The organism is Glaciecola sp. SC05 (genome assembly GCF_041380235.1).
Taxonomy (GTDB): domain Bacteria; phylum Pseudomonadota; class Gammaproteobacteria; order Enterobacterales; family Alteromonadaceae; genus Glaciecola.
On record NZ_JBGIYY010000005.1, the window covers coordinates 109,595 to 123,666 of the forward strand.

The following is a 14,072-nucleotide window of genomic DNA, read 5'->3' on the forward strand; positions in this document are numbered from 1 at the left end:
AAAGTGAAGTGTTTTGACTATTTATGATTTTAATTGTGGTGGCATCATGAAATGCTTATGAATTTTATATTTTAAAATGTTGGGGAATAATTTACATAATAAAATTTATCAACTTTGAAACCGATGAAATACAGTGCATGATTAAATTAACCAGAAGATTGCAGCATAATTTGGCAATACACAGATTGTGGTTAACGATATATCTGCGATTAATTAATTAAGCATGATTGTAAAGTAGTGGTGTTGACGTGAACCAGGCTAAGTATGGGCACTAAAAGGCTGTTAATCTGTAAACAGTTAACACTCGAGCAGCAATCAATAGAATAAAAATGACACACATGATGACTAGCTGACTAATGTTGAAAAGTGTGCCTGTGGAGAAAGTGTGGCTAGGTTGAACACAGAGGAGCGCTCTGGCTAAACTTGATCGGTACAGAAATACCGAGAAAATACTGGATAAGCAATGAGCCCACAAAGTACGTGAGCTCATCTATCTTTTTACAGTGTTTTTTTACAACGAAGCAGTGCTTCGAGATAATAATAATCCGCGTAGTTTAATGCCCCGCTTAATTCATCATTGCGAGGATAGTTACCGGTGGCTTGCTTCAATAAGAAACTACCGTTTTCACCTTTAGCTGCGAGATAAGCCGGTGTGCTTAAGCTAACCAGCATATCTAGTGCCGCTTTGCGGTATCTATCCGCGTCTGCTTTTTCAACATATTCGGCAAGCTCTAGTAAGTTACTGGCCATCAAAGAGGCCGCGGAAGAATCTCTATAATTTGGCACATCTTCAAAATCTGGCGCATCAAAGTCAAAATATGGCACGCTATCGGCAGGTAGGTTAGGGTGGCTTAAGTAAAAATTTGCGATGTTTTTAGCTTGTTCTAAGAATTTTTTATCTTTTGTGTAGCGATACATCATGGTGTAGCCATAAGCACCCCATGCTTGCCCACGCGCCCAATCAGATTGATCATTAATGCCTTGATGGGTCTCCTTGAGAATGGCTTCCCCAGTGGTCTTGCTATAGTCCACTACATGATAGGAGCTATAGTCGGGCCTAAAATGGTTATTCATAGTAACAGTGGCATGTGAGATAGCGGCTTCGGAGTACTTTGCATCGCCGGTAAATTTAGTGGCTTCAAATAGTAGCTCTAAATTCATCATATTGTCGATAATGACAGGAAATTCCCACGTTCCAAAGTTCCAAGATAACGTTGCGCCAACAGTCGGGTGAAACCTTTCCATTAGGGTATCGGCGGTTTGCACAAGGATGGGTTTGTAGGACTCATTGCCAGTCAACCTGAGTCCGTTACCATAGCTGTTGTTCATGATAAAGCCCACGTCATGAGTACGCTTGTGAAACTGCTGTTCTTCTAATGCATAGGTCCACTGCTGCGCAGTTTCCCGCCACGAGGCGTCTTGGGTATGCTCATATACATACCAAAATGAGCCAGCGACAAAGCCGCTTGTCCAATCTTTTGCCGGCACCAAGCGCGCTTTGTTGTCATTTTCCCCTTCGTTGAAAGAGCGGGGTATTTGACTTGGATCTTTGTACATATTCCGAAAGTCATTTAGCTGAGTGCTAGCTGCATCAAGCGCAGCACTGCAAAACGCTGCGGATTGTTGATAAGGATTGAACCCCATAATTTGTGATGCACTAGAATCGGCGGGTTCTGAACGATCCACAGCACAACCACCGATTGCAATGGATAGCAGAACAATTGAATATTTAGATGAAACCATACAGCACTTCCTTTTATTTTTGTCAAAAACGTTATGTGTGTCGCGAATCTAATTGGTCATTTCTTGTAAAAGCATATCTTTTATATCAGACACATTAGCAAAGTTATTGCCACCACTATTAGCGCCGGTTATCCACCAGTAAATCATCCCAGCGTCTGAACAATCAAACTTGTTGGTTTGAAAGTCCACAACTCCGTCTTGCTCTGCATAGGCAAGCATTTCCCACATAAAGCGATAGCCTGTGTTGGGGTGGTCCTTTGCCCAGTCCCAATCGTTTATTGGGGTTTGCAAAGACACATTTTGATCGCCGATCTGATGTTCGGTTACGCCAAAATCTAGTATTTGTTGCCATTCAAAATAATCACCACTGTTGTCGTTAGCGGGGTGATGAGAGACAACATGTATATATGGCATAACTTCGGGCTTAGCTTTTTCAAGGGCATAACCAATTAAGTCTGGTTCTCCTGCCTCAATGATCCAGAGTGGATCAGACTCACTCGAGGCATTGATAGCATCTACCAAGTCGTCTCTTGCGGCATCTTGCTCGGTGCGACAGTTATAATAGGCACGTAAGTTGCTAAATGGCCCAAATAGGTCTGCGCTTTTGCCAATCAACTCCTGAAGTTTAACCTGCCTGCGCGCTTCATTTTCTGCATCTATGTATTGACGGCCCTTTGTGCGAAATGGGTCGAGGTCGCAAGAGTGCGAGACATGCACCAGTCGATCAGATAACTCAGCTTGTTGCAATAGGCCAAACATCACGGGGGTCGCTCCTAAATCATCAGGATCAGGAGAATTTCCATCGATGACAATCGCTAATCGACCACGTGGTGCCTTGATGCTGTCTAACTGTACATCGCTAACATACCGCTCCCAAAAGGCATGCACAGACGAAACTTTTTGACCTAAGTTGAGTATCCACCATATCTCAACGTTATCTGAAAAATCTACGCCTCCTTTTGGTATCACCGAGTACTTTGCGTCAAAGTCGTTTTGGTCGATAATTTCGACTGCTTTTTGCCAAAGTTTGCGTGCATGCTCTTTGCTGTTATTCGCAGAAGTTGCCGTTGCTAGCCATCGTTTATCTGCATCAACATAGATAGGGGTAAATGGACCGCGACGGTTTTTGCGATTGTAAACCTGCTTAGCTTTGTTGCCATCAGCAATGGCTTGATACGTTGCTTTGTCTTTAACATAGGCCAGTGCCTCTGGTGTGGTTTGTTTTTCATTCCATGCGCTGTGCTGTACCACTATCACATTGTTTTTAATCACGGATTCATGCACCCCTGACTCAATCAATGCGGCAATCCAGCGGGCAGTAAAGTCAGACTGACCAGCCTCTTGTACCCATGCATTGCCGCCTTGGGCAAGCACTGCTTTAACCCTATCGCGGATTAAGCTTACCGATTCAGCAGGGTTTTGTTTAGCATCTGTCCAATGCAAATTTTCGCGACCAAAGGCTAACTCCATTAATTCTCTAGCGTCGATGTAATCTCCACCTTGACGCCCAGTTGTGCCTTTTACCGCCATTCGATTTACTCCCTTCATATCTGGGTGCATCAGCATTGATCCTAAGCCTGCAACGGCGTGCACATCATCAGCATCTGGTTGAAAATCAAATTGAGAAATCAATAAATCTTTATGTTTACTAAAACTACTAGGAGGTGTTGCTGAGCCTTTTGACGGTGCCAACGATAACGACTGCCATCTGCCTCGCGCCCAAGCGGTGCCGTCGTTTTCAGGAATTTCTCCGTTAGTATGTGCGTTCGATTCGATGCCAATAACATCGTCGGTTGATACTGTGATGCCATGCCATGTGTGCGTTTCTGCAGTGAGATCGCGGTGGTTACCTTTGCCAATATATGAGCTGCGATATGTGCCGACAACAGTGCCGTTTAGCAACAGACGATAAAGTGGTTCGCCGTCCTCTTCGGTCATGGGCGTAATTGTAAGGTCATATCGACCACTTGGCCCATTGAAGCGTGTTTCAGCGCGTGCAAAAAGACCGCGATACTCAAGTCTTCTAGCATCTATGCCTAATGCGTCATTGCCCTTATCAATGTAATACGGCGCATTGCCCGCATCTAACTGGTCAAAATCCTCGGTTGCATCTAATACGATGATTGACGAAGGTTGAGTGGCTGGGTTGCTGGCATAAGCCGTATTGATGCTGCTTAATTGCACAAAAACAATGAGCATCGGTAAAATGAATTTTTTCATGTTATGTGTCGCTTAGTCCATGTGAAATAAGAGTTGAATTGGGGTGCTAATAGGGGAGTTATCAGAGTGAGTTTCCATAATGTCAGCCATAAATGCCCACCATTTTTGCACAATCGGCTGAAGTGGTAGTTGTTCCATTTGATGGTTGTCTGAGCGTTTAAGCACCGCAAATAGCTTATTCGAAGCACTTTCAAAAAATATTGAATAGTCTGATACTCCTGCATCCTTTAATGCAGTGACGAGTTCTGGCCAAATTTCGTCGTGACGCTTTTTATATTCGGCCTCAAAGCCCGGTAATAAAGTCATAACAAATGCAGTTTTTTCCATTATGGTCACTCTGTGTTAATGATTGGGTATAGCGCTCTTGGTCAGAGCGTGTCCAAATAGCGTTGCCATTGCTCGTTGGTCGTAAGTTCGCCGGCACCTTCCCAAGCAAAACCTGCCTGATAAGAGAGTCTTCCTTGCTCATCGGTCGAAGTGAACATCCAAATATGACTTTCATCTTTGACATCACTTGGAATGTGTTGAATGCCTTCTACACGATTTGGATCAAGCAATGCGCCTGTGCCTACACCGTAGTTATGAATCACTTCCCAAGTAGAAATTCGCCCAGTTTCTTCATTGAAGAATACTTGCGCCTTTTCATCATGAGTCGCTACGCCAATGGCAATGGGTAATACAGCAGGCTCGCCATCTAAAGTAAATACTGAATCTACCGTAAATAATTGTGTGCCAAGAGGCATAGAAATAGTCTTCATTTCTTTGACAATGCCCAATGGGGTATACCATTCATACTGCAAGGTAAATGAAACCTTGTCGCCACCGCTTTCGTTTACTTTATAAGTTTTAAAGCTATGTGCCGCATATGCAGTATTATCTACCCATATAGCGGTAGCCCCAACGCCGCGGCTTATACCGGTATGGTATGGGTCATAACCTTCGCCGTGGTCTTCATGATACGAAATTCCGTTTAAGTGGCCTTTGTACCATTTATCAATAATGGAATAATCAACCTTCTTAAACCATGCATCAACTCCGCTTGAGTGGCCTTTAAGAGGGGCCGCTGGTCCATATACCCGAAACGCAACTTTATCATTTTCCCATGCAAAGTCGTCGGCGCGTTCAGGCACAAAACGACCATATGCCATAACCTTTGGTTCTGCTTCTGACGACAAAACCTCATTTGCTAGCAAAGATGTGCTTTCGACCTTGTTATCGCTACAACCGGCAAACAAAACACTTGAAACTGCCAGAAATAGCAATGCTTTGACTGATATATGCTGATTTTTTTTCATTCAATGCCCTTATCTAAAGATTCATTTTAAAAATATTTACGTTACCTATTGTAGACGCTGATTTCGACGCCTGAAGTTCATCAATTGTAAAGGTGGCTGACAATGTTCCAAGCGGTGCATTGCTGGTAACAGAGCTGCTTGACGATTGCGCTTTGTCTTGTGTTGAAGGATTTGTTTGCGACCTAGGGCCATTAGCAAACAGTCTTATTTGACGAAAAACATCATCAGTATTGGATATTCTATGTGTGGCGCTATTTGCTTCAATTGATAGACTTGCTAAGCCATTGAGATCGGTGCATGCCCCAATGATTAAAAAAGCAAATCCGACAATACTGAAAGAACACACTTTTACGAGTAATACATTTTTTACGTGATAAAGCGTTCGTTTTGTTTGTCCCATTAAACGCCCCCTAAATTTTATTTTTATATTGTACACAATTGATTGATATTGCACTATGATGACTGCTAATGCAAACTTAGTGTAAGCGATTTGTTAAGCATTTACACAACAATTCAACACAAATTAATATAGTATGGGGCTTCTCAGATGGAGAGACGACATTTTGTCTTAGGCGGTTTAGGCGCTGTGCTTACCCTTTCTGCATGCGATTTAAAATGGTTATCTCGCGTCCAAAAAGAATATCCAAACATTTTGATGCTGATTGTTGACGACCTAAATGACTGGGTGGGCCCTTTAGGCGGCCATCCGAATACCAAAACCCCTAATATTGACCGGCTTGCGGAACAGGGCACCGTGTTTGCTAATGCACATGCACCGGCGCCCTTATGCGGCCCATCTCGAGCCAGTGTAATGACTGGACTTTCTCCTGCTACCACCGGAATTTATGGGCACGTAAGAGATAACGATATTAAAGCTGCAAATGACAAAGCGGCGCAATCGATATTTATCAGTGAATATTTCAGAAACCACGGCTATTACACTGCGGCCGTTGGTAAAGTTTTTCACCAAAACGTGGCTGACGGTAGCTTCGATAATTTTGGCGGCCGAGTGGAGCGATTTGGGCCTTATCCCGAAACAAGAATGAAGTGGCATGATAAGCGCACTAATACTGATTGGGGCGCGTTTCCTGAGAGAGACGACCAAATGCCTGACTACGACTCAGCGCAGTGGTTAGCACAACAACTAAGTGTCAAACATGACAAGCCATTTTTTATGGCGGGTGGCTTTTTAAGACCTCATGTACCATGGCATGTGCCTGAAAAATGGTTTGATATGCATCCAATAGAAGAGATCGTCCTTCCGCCTTTTTTACAGAAGGATTTAGACGATGTGCCCGATATTGCAAAAGCCATTTCGAAACATCCGATGATGCCCACCACCGAATGGGCGATTGAAAATGACGAATGGAAAGGCATGGTTCAAGCCTATTTAGCCAGCGTATCTTTTGTCGACTCATGTGTGGGTATTGTGCTTGACGCACTAGACAAAAGTGAATACGCAGATGACACCGCCGTTGTGCTGTGGGGTGACCATGGCTACTCATTGGGCGAAAAAAGTAAATTTGCCAAAATGACACTTTGGGAGCGCGCTACACGTACACCATTAATTATCAAACCACCAAAGAATCAACGAACCACCTCCGGTAAGCAAGTAACAAACAAGCCAGTTAGCTTGTTAGACTTATATCCAACGCTTGTTAAAATGGCTGGCTTACCAGAAAATCCTGCCAACCAAGGCAATGATATCTCGCCTTTATTAACCAACCCCATTCAAGAATGGGAGCATGTTGCACTGACTACCTATGGTCCAAACAATCATGCGGTAAAAACCGAGCGATATCGCTATATTCGCTATGAGGACGGCAGCGAAGAGCTATACGATCATCAACAAGACAGAGACGAATGGCATAATTTAGCAGACGATCCAAATTACGCAGAAATTAAAAAAGCCTTAATTAAGCACGTACCAACTGACCCAGCAAAGTGGTCGGTGGTATCAAATTATGAAGGTAATCCATATTTTAAAAACTTGAGTGAACAAGCAAAAATTGGCTTATAGAGGAGCAGCGAACATGGGTGTGCGAGTTAAAAATCATAAAAGCAAGGCATCGACCAGATTATACGTTGCTTTTTTATTTGCCATGTTTTGTTTGTTAGCCGCCGGCTCGCTGAACATCAAAAAAGCAAATGCGAATAGCGATGAACAGTTCATGGTCGAATCTATGGCAATCGATAATGCATGGTCTGGACATCGCATTAAGCCTTTTTTGTTGACTCGAGGCAAGCATCAGTTTGTTGCATATTTCGACGCCAACCGGCAAATGACTATTGCTCATCGTTTGATTGGCAAACCTTGGCGTTACTACAAAGTCGATAGTTACTTAGGTTGGGATAGCCATAATTATGTCACGATGGAGTTAGATAGTGCGGGTTATCTGCACGTAACGGGTAACATGCATGGTGATCCAATTGAATATTTTAGAATGAGTGAACCCTATAACGTGCGCTCTCTTAAACGCATAGAGATTATGGTTGAACAAGCAATTGAGCGCCGCGTTACCTACCCTATTTTTATGCTAAACAAAAATAATGAGCTGCTGATTAAATATCGCGATGGTGGCAGTGGGAATGGCAATGAAATTTATAATATATATGACGTTGATACTCAGTCATGGTCGCGATTACATACTGACCAATTTTTAGATGGTGAAGGCAAAATGAGCGGTTATTTTGAAGGTCCAATATTAGGTCCTGATGGTAATTTCCACTTAATTTGGGTGTGGCGCGATACTCCCGATGCCTCAACCAATCATAGTTTATCTTATGCGCGCAGTCCTGACTTAGTAAGTTGGGAAGATTCAAATGGCAGGCCTATTGCGCTGCCATTGACCCTCAAACACACTGAAGTTGTCGACCCGGTGCCGCCCCTAGGCGGGATGATAAACAATAACGTTAAATTGGGCTTTGACCAACAACAGCGTCAGGTGATTTCCTACCATAAATATGATGAAAATGGTTACACGCAAATGTATGTTGCACGCAAGGAAGGTAAAATATGGAATATCGTTAAAGTAAGCGATTGGACCGGGTTTAGATGGGATTTCGGTGGTGGAGGCTCGCTTGGTAGATTCCCCATAGAGCCTTTTGCACCCGCCATATTAAATGAAAACCACATTGGCGTGGTGGTACGCCGCGACGATAAGATCATTCGTTTTGTGCTTGATGCAGAGACTTTGCAGACGGTACGTACGGAAAATGCCGAGCTTTATCCAGCACAAATAGACAGTATTGCTCAGCAAGCAAATCGCAATATATTTGACTCTACCGAGCTTCCTCTCGAGCTAAGGGTATTCAATGGGGTCGGAGATACAGGCCCGAATGACATCCGATACTACCTTTCATGGTATGGTCAGCCTGGCAATAGAGATAGAGCACATGTGTTTATTCCTGATCCAACGGTGTTGCTGCTACATGAAGTAAAACATAAATAAGGTTGCGTGAAATAATGCTTACTAGATATATTCTTATGACGGCGTGTAAATGTTGGAGAAGTAAATGACAAAATTTAAATACTTGGTTTTATGCTGCGTGGTGGTGTTGTCTGCTTGCGTAAAGCAAGACGACACGGTGATATTGCGCATAGGACATTCGTTAGATATGGAACATAGTGTGCACAAAGCGATGGACCACATGGGTGACCAACTTGCGCTTTACTCTAACAACACGATGCAAATTAAACTTTATCCGAATGCTCAATTAGGCAGCGAGCGTGAAATGCTTGAACTGCTGCAGATAGGCAGCTTGGCGATGACGAAAGTGTCAGCAGCTGCGATAGAGGGTTTTGTCCCTGAGATGAAAGTGTATGGCGTTCCATATTTATTTCGCGACAATGCTCATCGCTGGCAAGTGCTTGAAAGTGAAATTGGTAGGGAAATTTTGAGCTATACCCAAAAAGCACATTTAACCGGTCTAGGCTACTATGATGCGGGAAGCCGAAGCTTTTACACCACTGACAAAAAAGTTGAGTCACCAGCCGATTTACCGGGTATGAAAATTCGTGTAATGCAGAGTCCAAGTGCCGTAGCCATGGTCAACACCATGGGCGGAACAGCTACTCCTATCTCTTTCGGAGAGCTATATGCTGCGCTTCAGCAAGGCGTTGTTGATGGCGCAGAAAACAATCCGCCGTCATTCTTTTTATCCCGTCATTACGAAATATCCAAGTATTATGTGTTAGATGAACACACCGCGGTGCCTGATGTAATTGTTGCCAGTAAGCATATCTTTGACAACTTGACTGAGCAGCAGCAAACATGGTTGCAAATGGCGGTAGACGATTCTATTGAGCTCCAAAAAAAGCTCTGGAAAGAACTAGAAGAACGCTCGTTACGTGAAGTTAAAGCGGCAGGAGTTGAAGTGATATACCCTGACAAACAACCTTTCGTAGATGCGCTTGCTCCGCTATATGAGGGGTATAAAGGTACCGCCATTGGCGATTACATTGAACGAATCAGAAACGTAAAAGAGGAGCAATAGCATGGGAAGTCTTCAAAACATGGTAGTTGCCGTGCTTAAGCAACTGATTATTGCGTTGCTCGCAGGTATTGTAGTGGTGGTTAGTATTCAGGTGTTTTCACGCTTTGTATTGGGCTCCTCTAGCTCTATTACCGAAGAGTTGGCGAGATTTTTGCTGATTTGGATCGGCTTATTTGGGGGAGCTTATGGCTATTACAGCAACGCTCACCTGGGGCTCGATATTGTTACAAATAAACTCAGTGCCATACCACACACCTTGGTAGCAATACTTGCTCATCTACTAATAATGGGTTTTGCGATAGTGGTAATGGTGCTGGGCGGTATATCTCTGGTATCGCTGACCTTAGAGCCGGTACAAATCTCGGCTGCAATGCAAATTAAAATGGCTTATGTCTACCTTGCTATTCCGATTTCGGGGGGCTTAATCGTATTTTTTTCAGTCGTTAAACTAAGTGAGCTAGTGCCAATGCTAAGCCGCAGCAAAGAAGGAGTTTAAGTATGGAGTTTGCAGGTATTATCTTATTAGTTGTTTTTTGTGTGCTGTTATTAATAAATGTGCCTATTTCGTTCAGCATAGGCATTGCTACGCTAGTCACTATGTTGTTCAGCATCGATGCCATTCCAGCCGCCACCACCATTGCCCAGCGTTTAGCCGGTGGCATCAATACCTTTGCATTACTGGCCATTCCGTTTTTTATACTATCGGGCTTAATCATGGGGCAGGGCGGTATTGCTCGTCGTCTTATTGAATGTGCCATGGCATTAATTGGTATGCTACCAGGCGGTTTAGCATTGGTTAACGTTTTATCTTGTACGCTGTTTGGTTCTATATCGGGCTCTGCGGTTGCCGCTACCAGCGCAATCGGGAGTTTTATGATCCCCGAAATGGAAAAAAAGGGCTACGACCGTAACTTCAGCGCTGCGGTCACTGGGGCTGCTTCAACCACAGGTATGCTCATTCCTCCTAGTAACATCCTCATTATTTATGCTATTGCAAGCGGCGGCGTGTCGATTGCAGCACTGTTTGTTGCAGGGTATTTACCGGGTATTTTAGTGGCACTTTCGCTGATGATTGTATGTGCAGGTTACGCAAAGCTTAAAGGTTATCCCACCGAGGCTCGCCTGCCGGTAAAAGTTGTGCTGAGCAAAGTCCTAGCCGCGTTGCCTAGTTTATTTTTGATCTTTATCATTATTGGCGGGATTATTGGCGGTGTGTTTACTCCCACTGAAGCGGGAGCGGTTGCGGTGATTTATTCGTTACTGCTAGCGGTTGTTATTTATCGTGAAGTGAGTGTTAAGCAACTACCTGATATATTGTTAAAAGCAGGTGAGACTACCGCTATCGTGATGCTACTTATTGGCGCATCATCGGCCATGTCGTGGATTTTATCATATGAAAACATACCTCAGGCCATTACCGAGTTTTTGTTGTTTTTAAGTGATAATCCTATTCTTATTTTGCTGATTATTAATATCACCTTGCTTGTTGTAGGTGCATTTATGGATATGACGCCTGCGGTATTAATTTTCACGCCAATCTTTTTGCCGGTTGCAGTTGAGCTTGGAATGTCGCCACTGCATTTTGGTATCATGATAGTGCTTAATTTATCCATTGGCTTGTGTTCTCCTCCAGTTGGATCAGTGCTGTTTGTAAGTTGCGCGGTGGCAAAAACTACCATCGGGAAAATTATCAAACCGTTAATGCCATTATATCTTGCGATGTTTATTGTGTTAATGCTGGTGACATATGTGCCGAGCATCAGTGAATTTTTACCTAAGTTCTTTGGGTTGTATTAAGAGCTTGGTAAACAGGGCACAACTTGTGGTCTGTTTACTGGTGGCAAACCAAGCAAGAAACCGCATTCTGTCGTTACCATTTCCAGCTTCAATCAGGAATGCCGTCTTTATCAAATATAAAAGGAACGCGAGCGTTTGTTTTCAAGCTTTATAAAAATCTGGTATTGCTATAGATATTGCGTTAGCCGCAGCGACCAGATTAGAAGTTTCTACCGTCGTTGCATGGCGCGAGTCCGCATGCTGTTAGAGGCTTGCCTTTTCGGTATCCTACTTATAGCTGCATCGTCAGTACAAGGAGCAGAGGCACTAGCGTCCAACCAGGCTGAAACCTATCAAGATTCTATTTCTGAACCAACTCCAGCGGTCGGATATAGCGCCTATACTAGCCAAGATTGCGTAGCTTGCCATCAATCGGAAACTCAGCATTGGCAGAAGTCGGATCATGCGAAAGCTATGAATTTGCCGAGCAAAGATACGGTGTTAGGCAACTTTAACAATCAAAGCGCAAAGCACTTTGCACAGGAGGCATTCTTTTTTGAAGATGGCCATCAGTACAAGGCGACTATCAAAGACAGCAAAGATGATAAAGGTCAAACCTTTACGGTTAAATACACCTTCGGTTATGACCCTCTCCAACAGTACTTAGTAGAGACTGATGGTGGACGACTGCAAGTTTTGCCTTTTGCTTGGGACGCTCGAAGCAAGTTAGAGGGAGGTCAACGTTGGTATCATTTGTATACCCATGAAGTGAGCAAGCAAGATCGCCTGCATTGGCGTCAACCCTTACAAAATTGGAATGGAATGTGCGCCGATTGCCATTCAGATGAACTTGAGCGTAATTATGAGCCAATTGCTAACACCTTTGACACCCGTTTCAGTGGCATCAATGTTGGCTGTGTTTCATGTCATGGTATAGATCCTAAAGTTTGGGGGAAGCAACATCCCGTCAAAGGACAAAGCTCAAGCAACATGCAAATTGATAGCAGCCTGCATAAGGCTTACACGAAGCAAAAAGAAGAAGGCTATTGGTATTTAGAAAGCGGTAACGAAACAGTCTCATGGCAAGGGCCAGAGCGCGATAATGCGTTTATGGACAATTGTTACGCATGTCATTCACTTAGAGCACCATTAACCGATGGTTTTAAAGCCAATACGGCATTTTTAGATAATTTCACTCCCCAATTTATTACTCCACCTGCGTATTATGCTGATGGCCAGATTAAAGAAGAGGTCTATGTTTATGGTTCATTTTTGCAAAGTAAAATGTATCGAGAAGGCGTAAACTGCTTGGATTGTCACGACCCACATACCATGAAGCTGAAGGTTGAAGGCAACGGCTTATGCCTACAGTGCCATGTAGCCGATACCTTTGACACTCCCCAGCATCATCGTCATCCGGCAAACACTGAAGGAGCGAAATGCGTAAATTGCCACATGCCCGACGAAATTTATATGGGAGTGGATGCCCGCAGAGACCACAGTTTTAAAATACCGCGGCCGGATCTCTCCGACAAATTTGATACTCCTAATGCTTGTGTTGCTTGCCATAGCGATCAATCCAATCAGTGGGCGGCTCAAGCCTTAGAGGCTTGGAATGGCAAACCTGATAGCCTTAGCAATAATCTCAATAATTTACTTAAGTTGCGTCATGGCCAACGAATCAGCTTACAAGACCACTTGCTGATTGCCTATGACAATAGTATTAACGCTATCACAAGGGCAAGCGCAATAGAAATGCTCAGTCAGAGCGCCGGTCAGTTACTTGCAAGCAACTTAAAAGCGCTCGTGTCTGATTCAGATGACTTAATTAGATTGGCAGCAGCTAGAGTCGGTAACATGGTGCCTGAAGCCGAGCGGGTAGCTTTATTATCGCCATTGCTGCAAGACAGTAAAAAGGCAGTTCGAACCGAAGCGGCTAAACATCTCATTTCTCTCGATATTGCGAGTAAAAACACATTGCTTTTCAAAATGGCTTTTGATGAGCTAATTGAAGCCTCAGACAACTCTGCGTGGCGCGGAGAGGGTAGGGTGAATCTCTCCAATATATGGCTACAAGAAGGCGAAGAGGAAAAGGCTGAGCGGCTTTTGCTAGGTTCCACTGAGCATGATCCATTTTTCGCCTCGGCATATGTTAACTTGGCAGACTTATATCGTGCTCAGTCTAGAGAAGAGGTGGTTGCGCAAGTATTGGAGCGGGGTATGCAAAATATTCCTGAATCAGCCGATATCACCTATTCTTATGGCTTACATAAAGTGCGTCAAAAGCACTTATCACAAGCCTTGGATTTGTTTGCAAGAAGCATTGAACTTGATCCTCAAAATGCTGTGCTTGCTTACACTTACGTGTTAGCGATTGATGGTTTAGGGGAGCCAGAGCGTGCGATAAGTGAATTAAGACTATTACTGCCCAAATATCAACACGATAATCGGAACCTAAAAGAGCTAGGTTTGTACCTTGCCCAAAAAATTCGTTCGCGAGATGACTTTATTTGGTTTCAGCAACAATAACTAAGTTTAGCT

The 14,072-nt window shown here is 43.7% G+C and carries 11 protein-coding genes; 6 read left to right on the forward strand and 5 right to left on the reverse strand.

What is annotated here, in order from left to right; translation table 11 throughout:
- Positions 1-498: 498 nt before the first annotated feature.
- From AB9H30_RS06400 to AB9H30_RS06420, 5 genes are read right to left on the reverse strand one after another with little or no spacing between them, the layout of a single operon-like run.
- Positions 499-1,743 (reverse strand): glycoside hydrolase family 88 protein, encoded by a 1,245-nt coding sequence (locus tag AB9H30_RS06400; protein WP_371193823.1) that lies wholly within the window; start codon positions 1,741-1,743, stop codon positions 499-501.
- A gap of 48 nt (positions 1,744-1,791) precedes the next feature.
- Entirely contained in the window at positions 1,792-3,963 is a 2,172-nt protein-coding gene (locus AB9H30_RS06405) for a hypothetical protein (protein ID WP_371193824.1), read from the reverse strand.
- Positions 3,964-3,975: 12 nt separating this feature from the next.
- Positions 3,976-4,290, reverse strand: coding sequence for an L-rhamnose mutarotase (gene rhaM / locus AB9H30_RS06410; RefSeq protein WP_371193825.1), 315 nt, complete (start codon positions 4,288-4,290; stop codon positions 3,976-3,978).
- Positions 4,291-4,331: 41 nt separating this feature from the next.
- A complete protein-coding gene (locus tag AB9H30_RS06415) occupies positions 4,332-5,258 on the reverse strand; it encodes a DUF4861 family protein (protein ID WP_371193826.1) in 927 nt (308 codons plus the stop codon).
- Between the two features lie 13 nt (positions 5,259-5,271).
- Positions 5,272-5,658: a hypothetical protein gene (locus AB9H30_RS06420; RefSeq protein ID WP_371193827.1), complete on the reverse strand. Its 387-nt coding sequence runs from the start codon at positions 5,656-5,658 to the stop codon at positions 5,272-5,274.
- A 147-nt stretch (positions 5,659-5,805) separates the two neighbouring features.
- On the opposite strand from AB9H30_RS06420, the gene AB9H30_RS06425 reads away from it, so the two are divergent.
- The 6 genes from AB9H30_RS06425 (at position 5,806) to AB9H30_RS06450 (ending at position 14,060) form a co-directional block, all read left to right on the forward strand.
- On the forward strand, positions 5,806-7,278 hold the full coding sequence (locus tag AB9H30_RS06425; protein ID WP_371193828.1) for a sulfatase: 1,473 nt from the start codon (positions 5,806-5,808) through the stop codon (positions 7,276-7,278).
- Between the two features lie 13 nt (positions 7,279-7,291).
- Positions 7,292-8,710 carry a BNR repeat-containing protein gene (locus tag AB9H30_RS06430; protein ID WP_371193829.1) on the forward strand — a complete coding sequence of 473 codons (1,419 nt, stop codon included), beginning with the start codon at positions 7,292-7,294 and terminating at the stop codon, positions 8,708-8,710.
- A 64-nt stretch (positions 8,711-8,774) separates the two neighbouring features.
- The gene (locus tag AB9H30_RS06435; RefSeq protein ID WP_371193830.1) at positions 8,775-9,755 is read left to right on the forward strand and encodes a TRAP transporter substrate-binding protein; all 981 of its coding nucleotides are present in this window, start codon (positions 8,775-8,777) and stop codon (positions 9,753-9,755) included.
- A gap of 1 nt (position 9,756) precedes the next feature.
- The gene (locus AB9H30_RS06440; protein ID WP_371193831.1) at positions 9,757-10,251 is read left to right on the forward strand and encodes a TRAP transporter small permease; all 495 of its coding nucleotides are present in this window, start codon (positions 9,757-9,759) and stop codon (positions 10,249-10,251) included.
- A gap of 2 nt (positions 10,252-10,253) precedes the next feature.
- Entirely contained in the window at positions 10,254-11,552 is a 1,299-nt protein-coding gene (locus AB9H30_RS06445) for a TRAP transporter large permease (RefSeq protein ID WP_371193832.1), read from the forward strand.
- 237 nt (positions 11,553-11,789) lie between these two features.
- Positions 11,790-14,060, forward strand: coding sequence for a multiheme c-type cytochrome (locus AB9H30_RS06450; protein WP_371193833.1), 2,271 nt, complete (start codon positions 11,790-11,792; stop codon positions 14,058-14,060).
- Positions 14,061-14,072 lie beyond the last annotated feature (12 nt).

Coding starts and splice junctions, on each gene's coding strand:
- AB9H30_RS06440 (WP_371193831.1), top strand. CDS start 9,757: ATGGGAAGTCTTCAAAACATGGTAGTTGCCGTGCTTAAGCAACTGATT.
- AB9H30_RS06425 (WP_371193828.1), top strand. CDS start 5,806: ATGGAGAGACGACATTTTGTCTTAGGCGGTTTAGGCGCTGTGCTTACC.
- AB9H30_RS06405 (WP_371193824.1), bottom strand. CDS start 3,963: ATGAAAAAATTCATTTTACCGATGCTCATTGTTTTTGTGCAATTAAGC.
- AB9H30_RS06430 (WP_371193829.1), top strand. CDS start 7,292: ATGGGTGTGCGAGTTAAAAATCATAAAAGCAAGGCATCGACCAGATTA.
- AB9H30_RS06420 (WP_371193827.1), bottom strand. CDS start 5,658: ATGGGACAAACAAAACGAACGCTTTATCACGTAAAAAATGTATTACTC.
- AB9H30_RS06415 (WP_371193826.1), bottom strand. CDS start 5,258: ATGAAAAAAAATCAGCATATATCAGTCAAAGCATTGCTATTTCTGGCA.
- rhaM (WP_371193825.1), bottom strand. CDS start 4,290: ATGGAAAAAACTGCATTTGTTATGACTTTATTACCGGGCTTTGAGGCC.
- AB9H30_RS06450 (WP_371193833.1), top strand. CDS start 11,790: ATGCTGTTAGAGGCTTGCCTTTTCGGTATCCTACTTATAGCTGCATCG.
- AB9H30_RS06435 (WP_371193830.1), top strand. CDS start 8,775: ATGACAAAATTTAAATACTTGGTTTTATGCTGCGTGGTGGTGTTGTCT.
- AB9H30_RS06445 (WP_371193832.1), top strand. CDS start 10,254: ATGGAGTTTGCAGGTATTATCTTATTAGTTGTTTTTTGTGTGCTGTTA.
- AB9H30_RS06400 (WP_371193823.1), bottom strand. CDS start 1,743: ATGGTTTCATCTAAATATTCAATTGTTCTGCTATCCATTGCAATCGGT.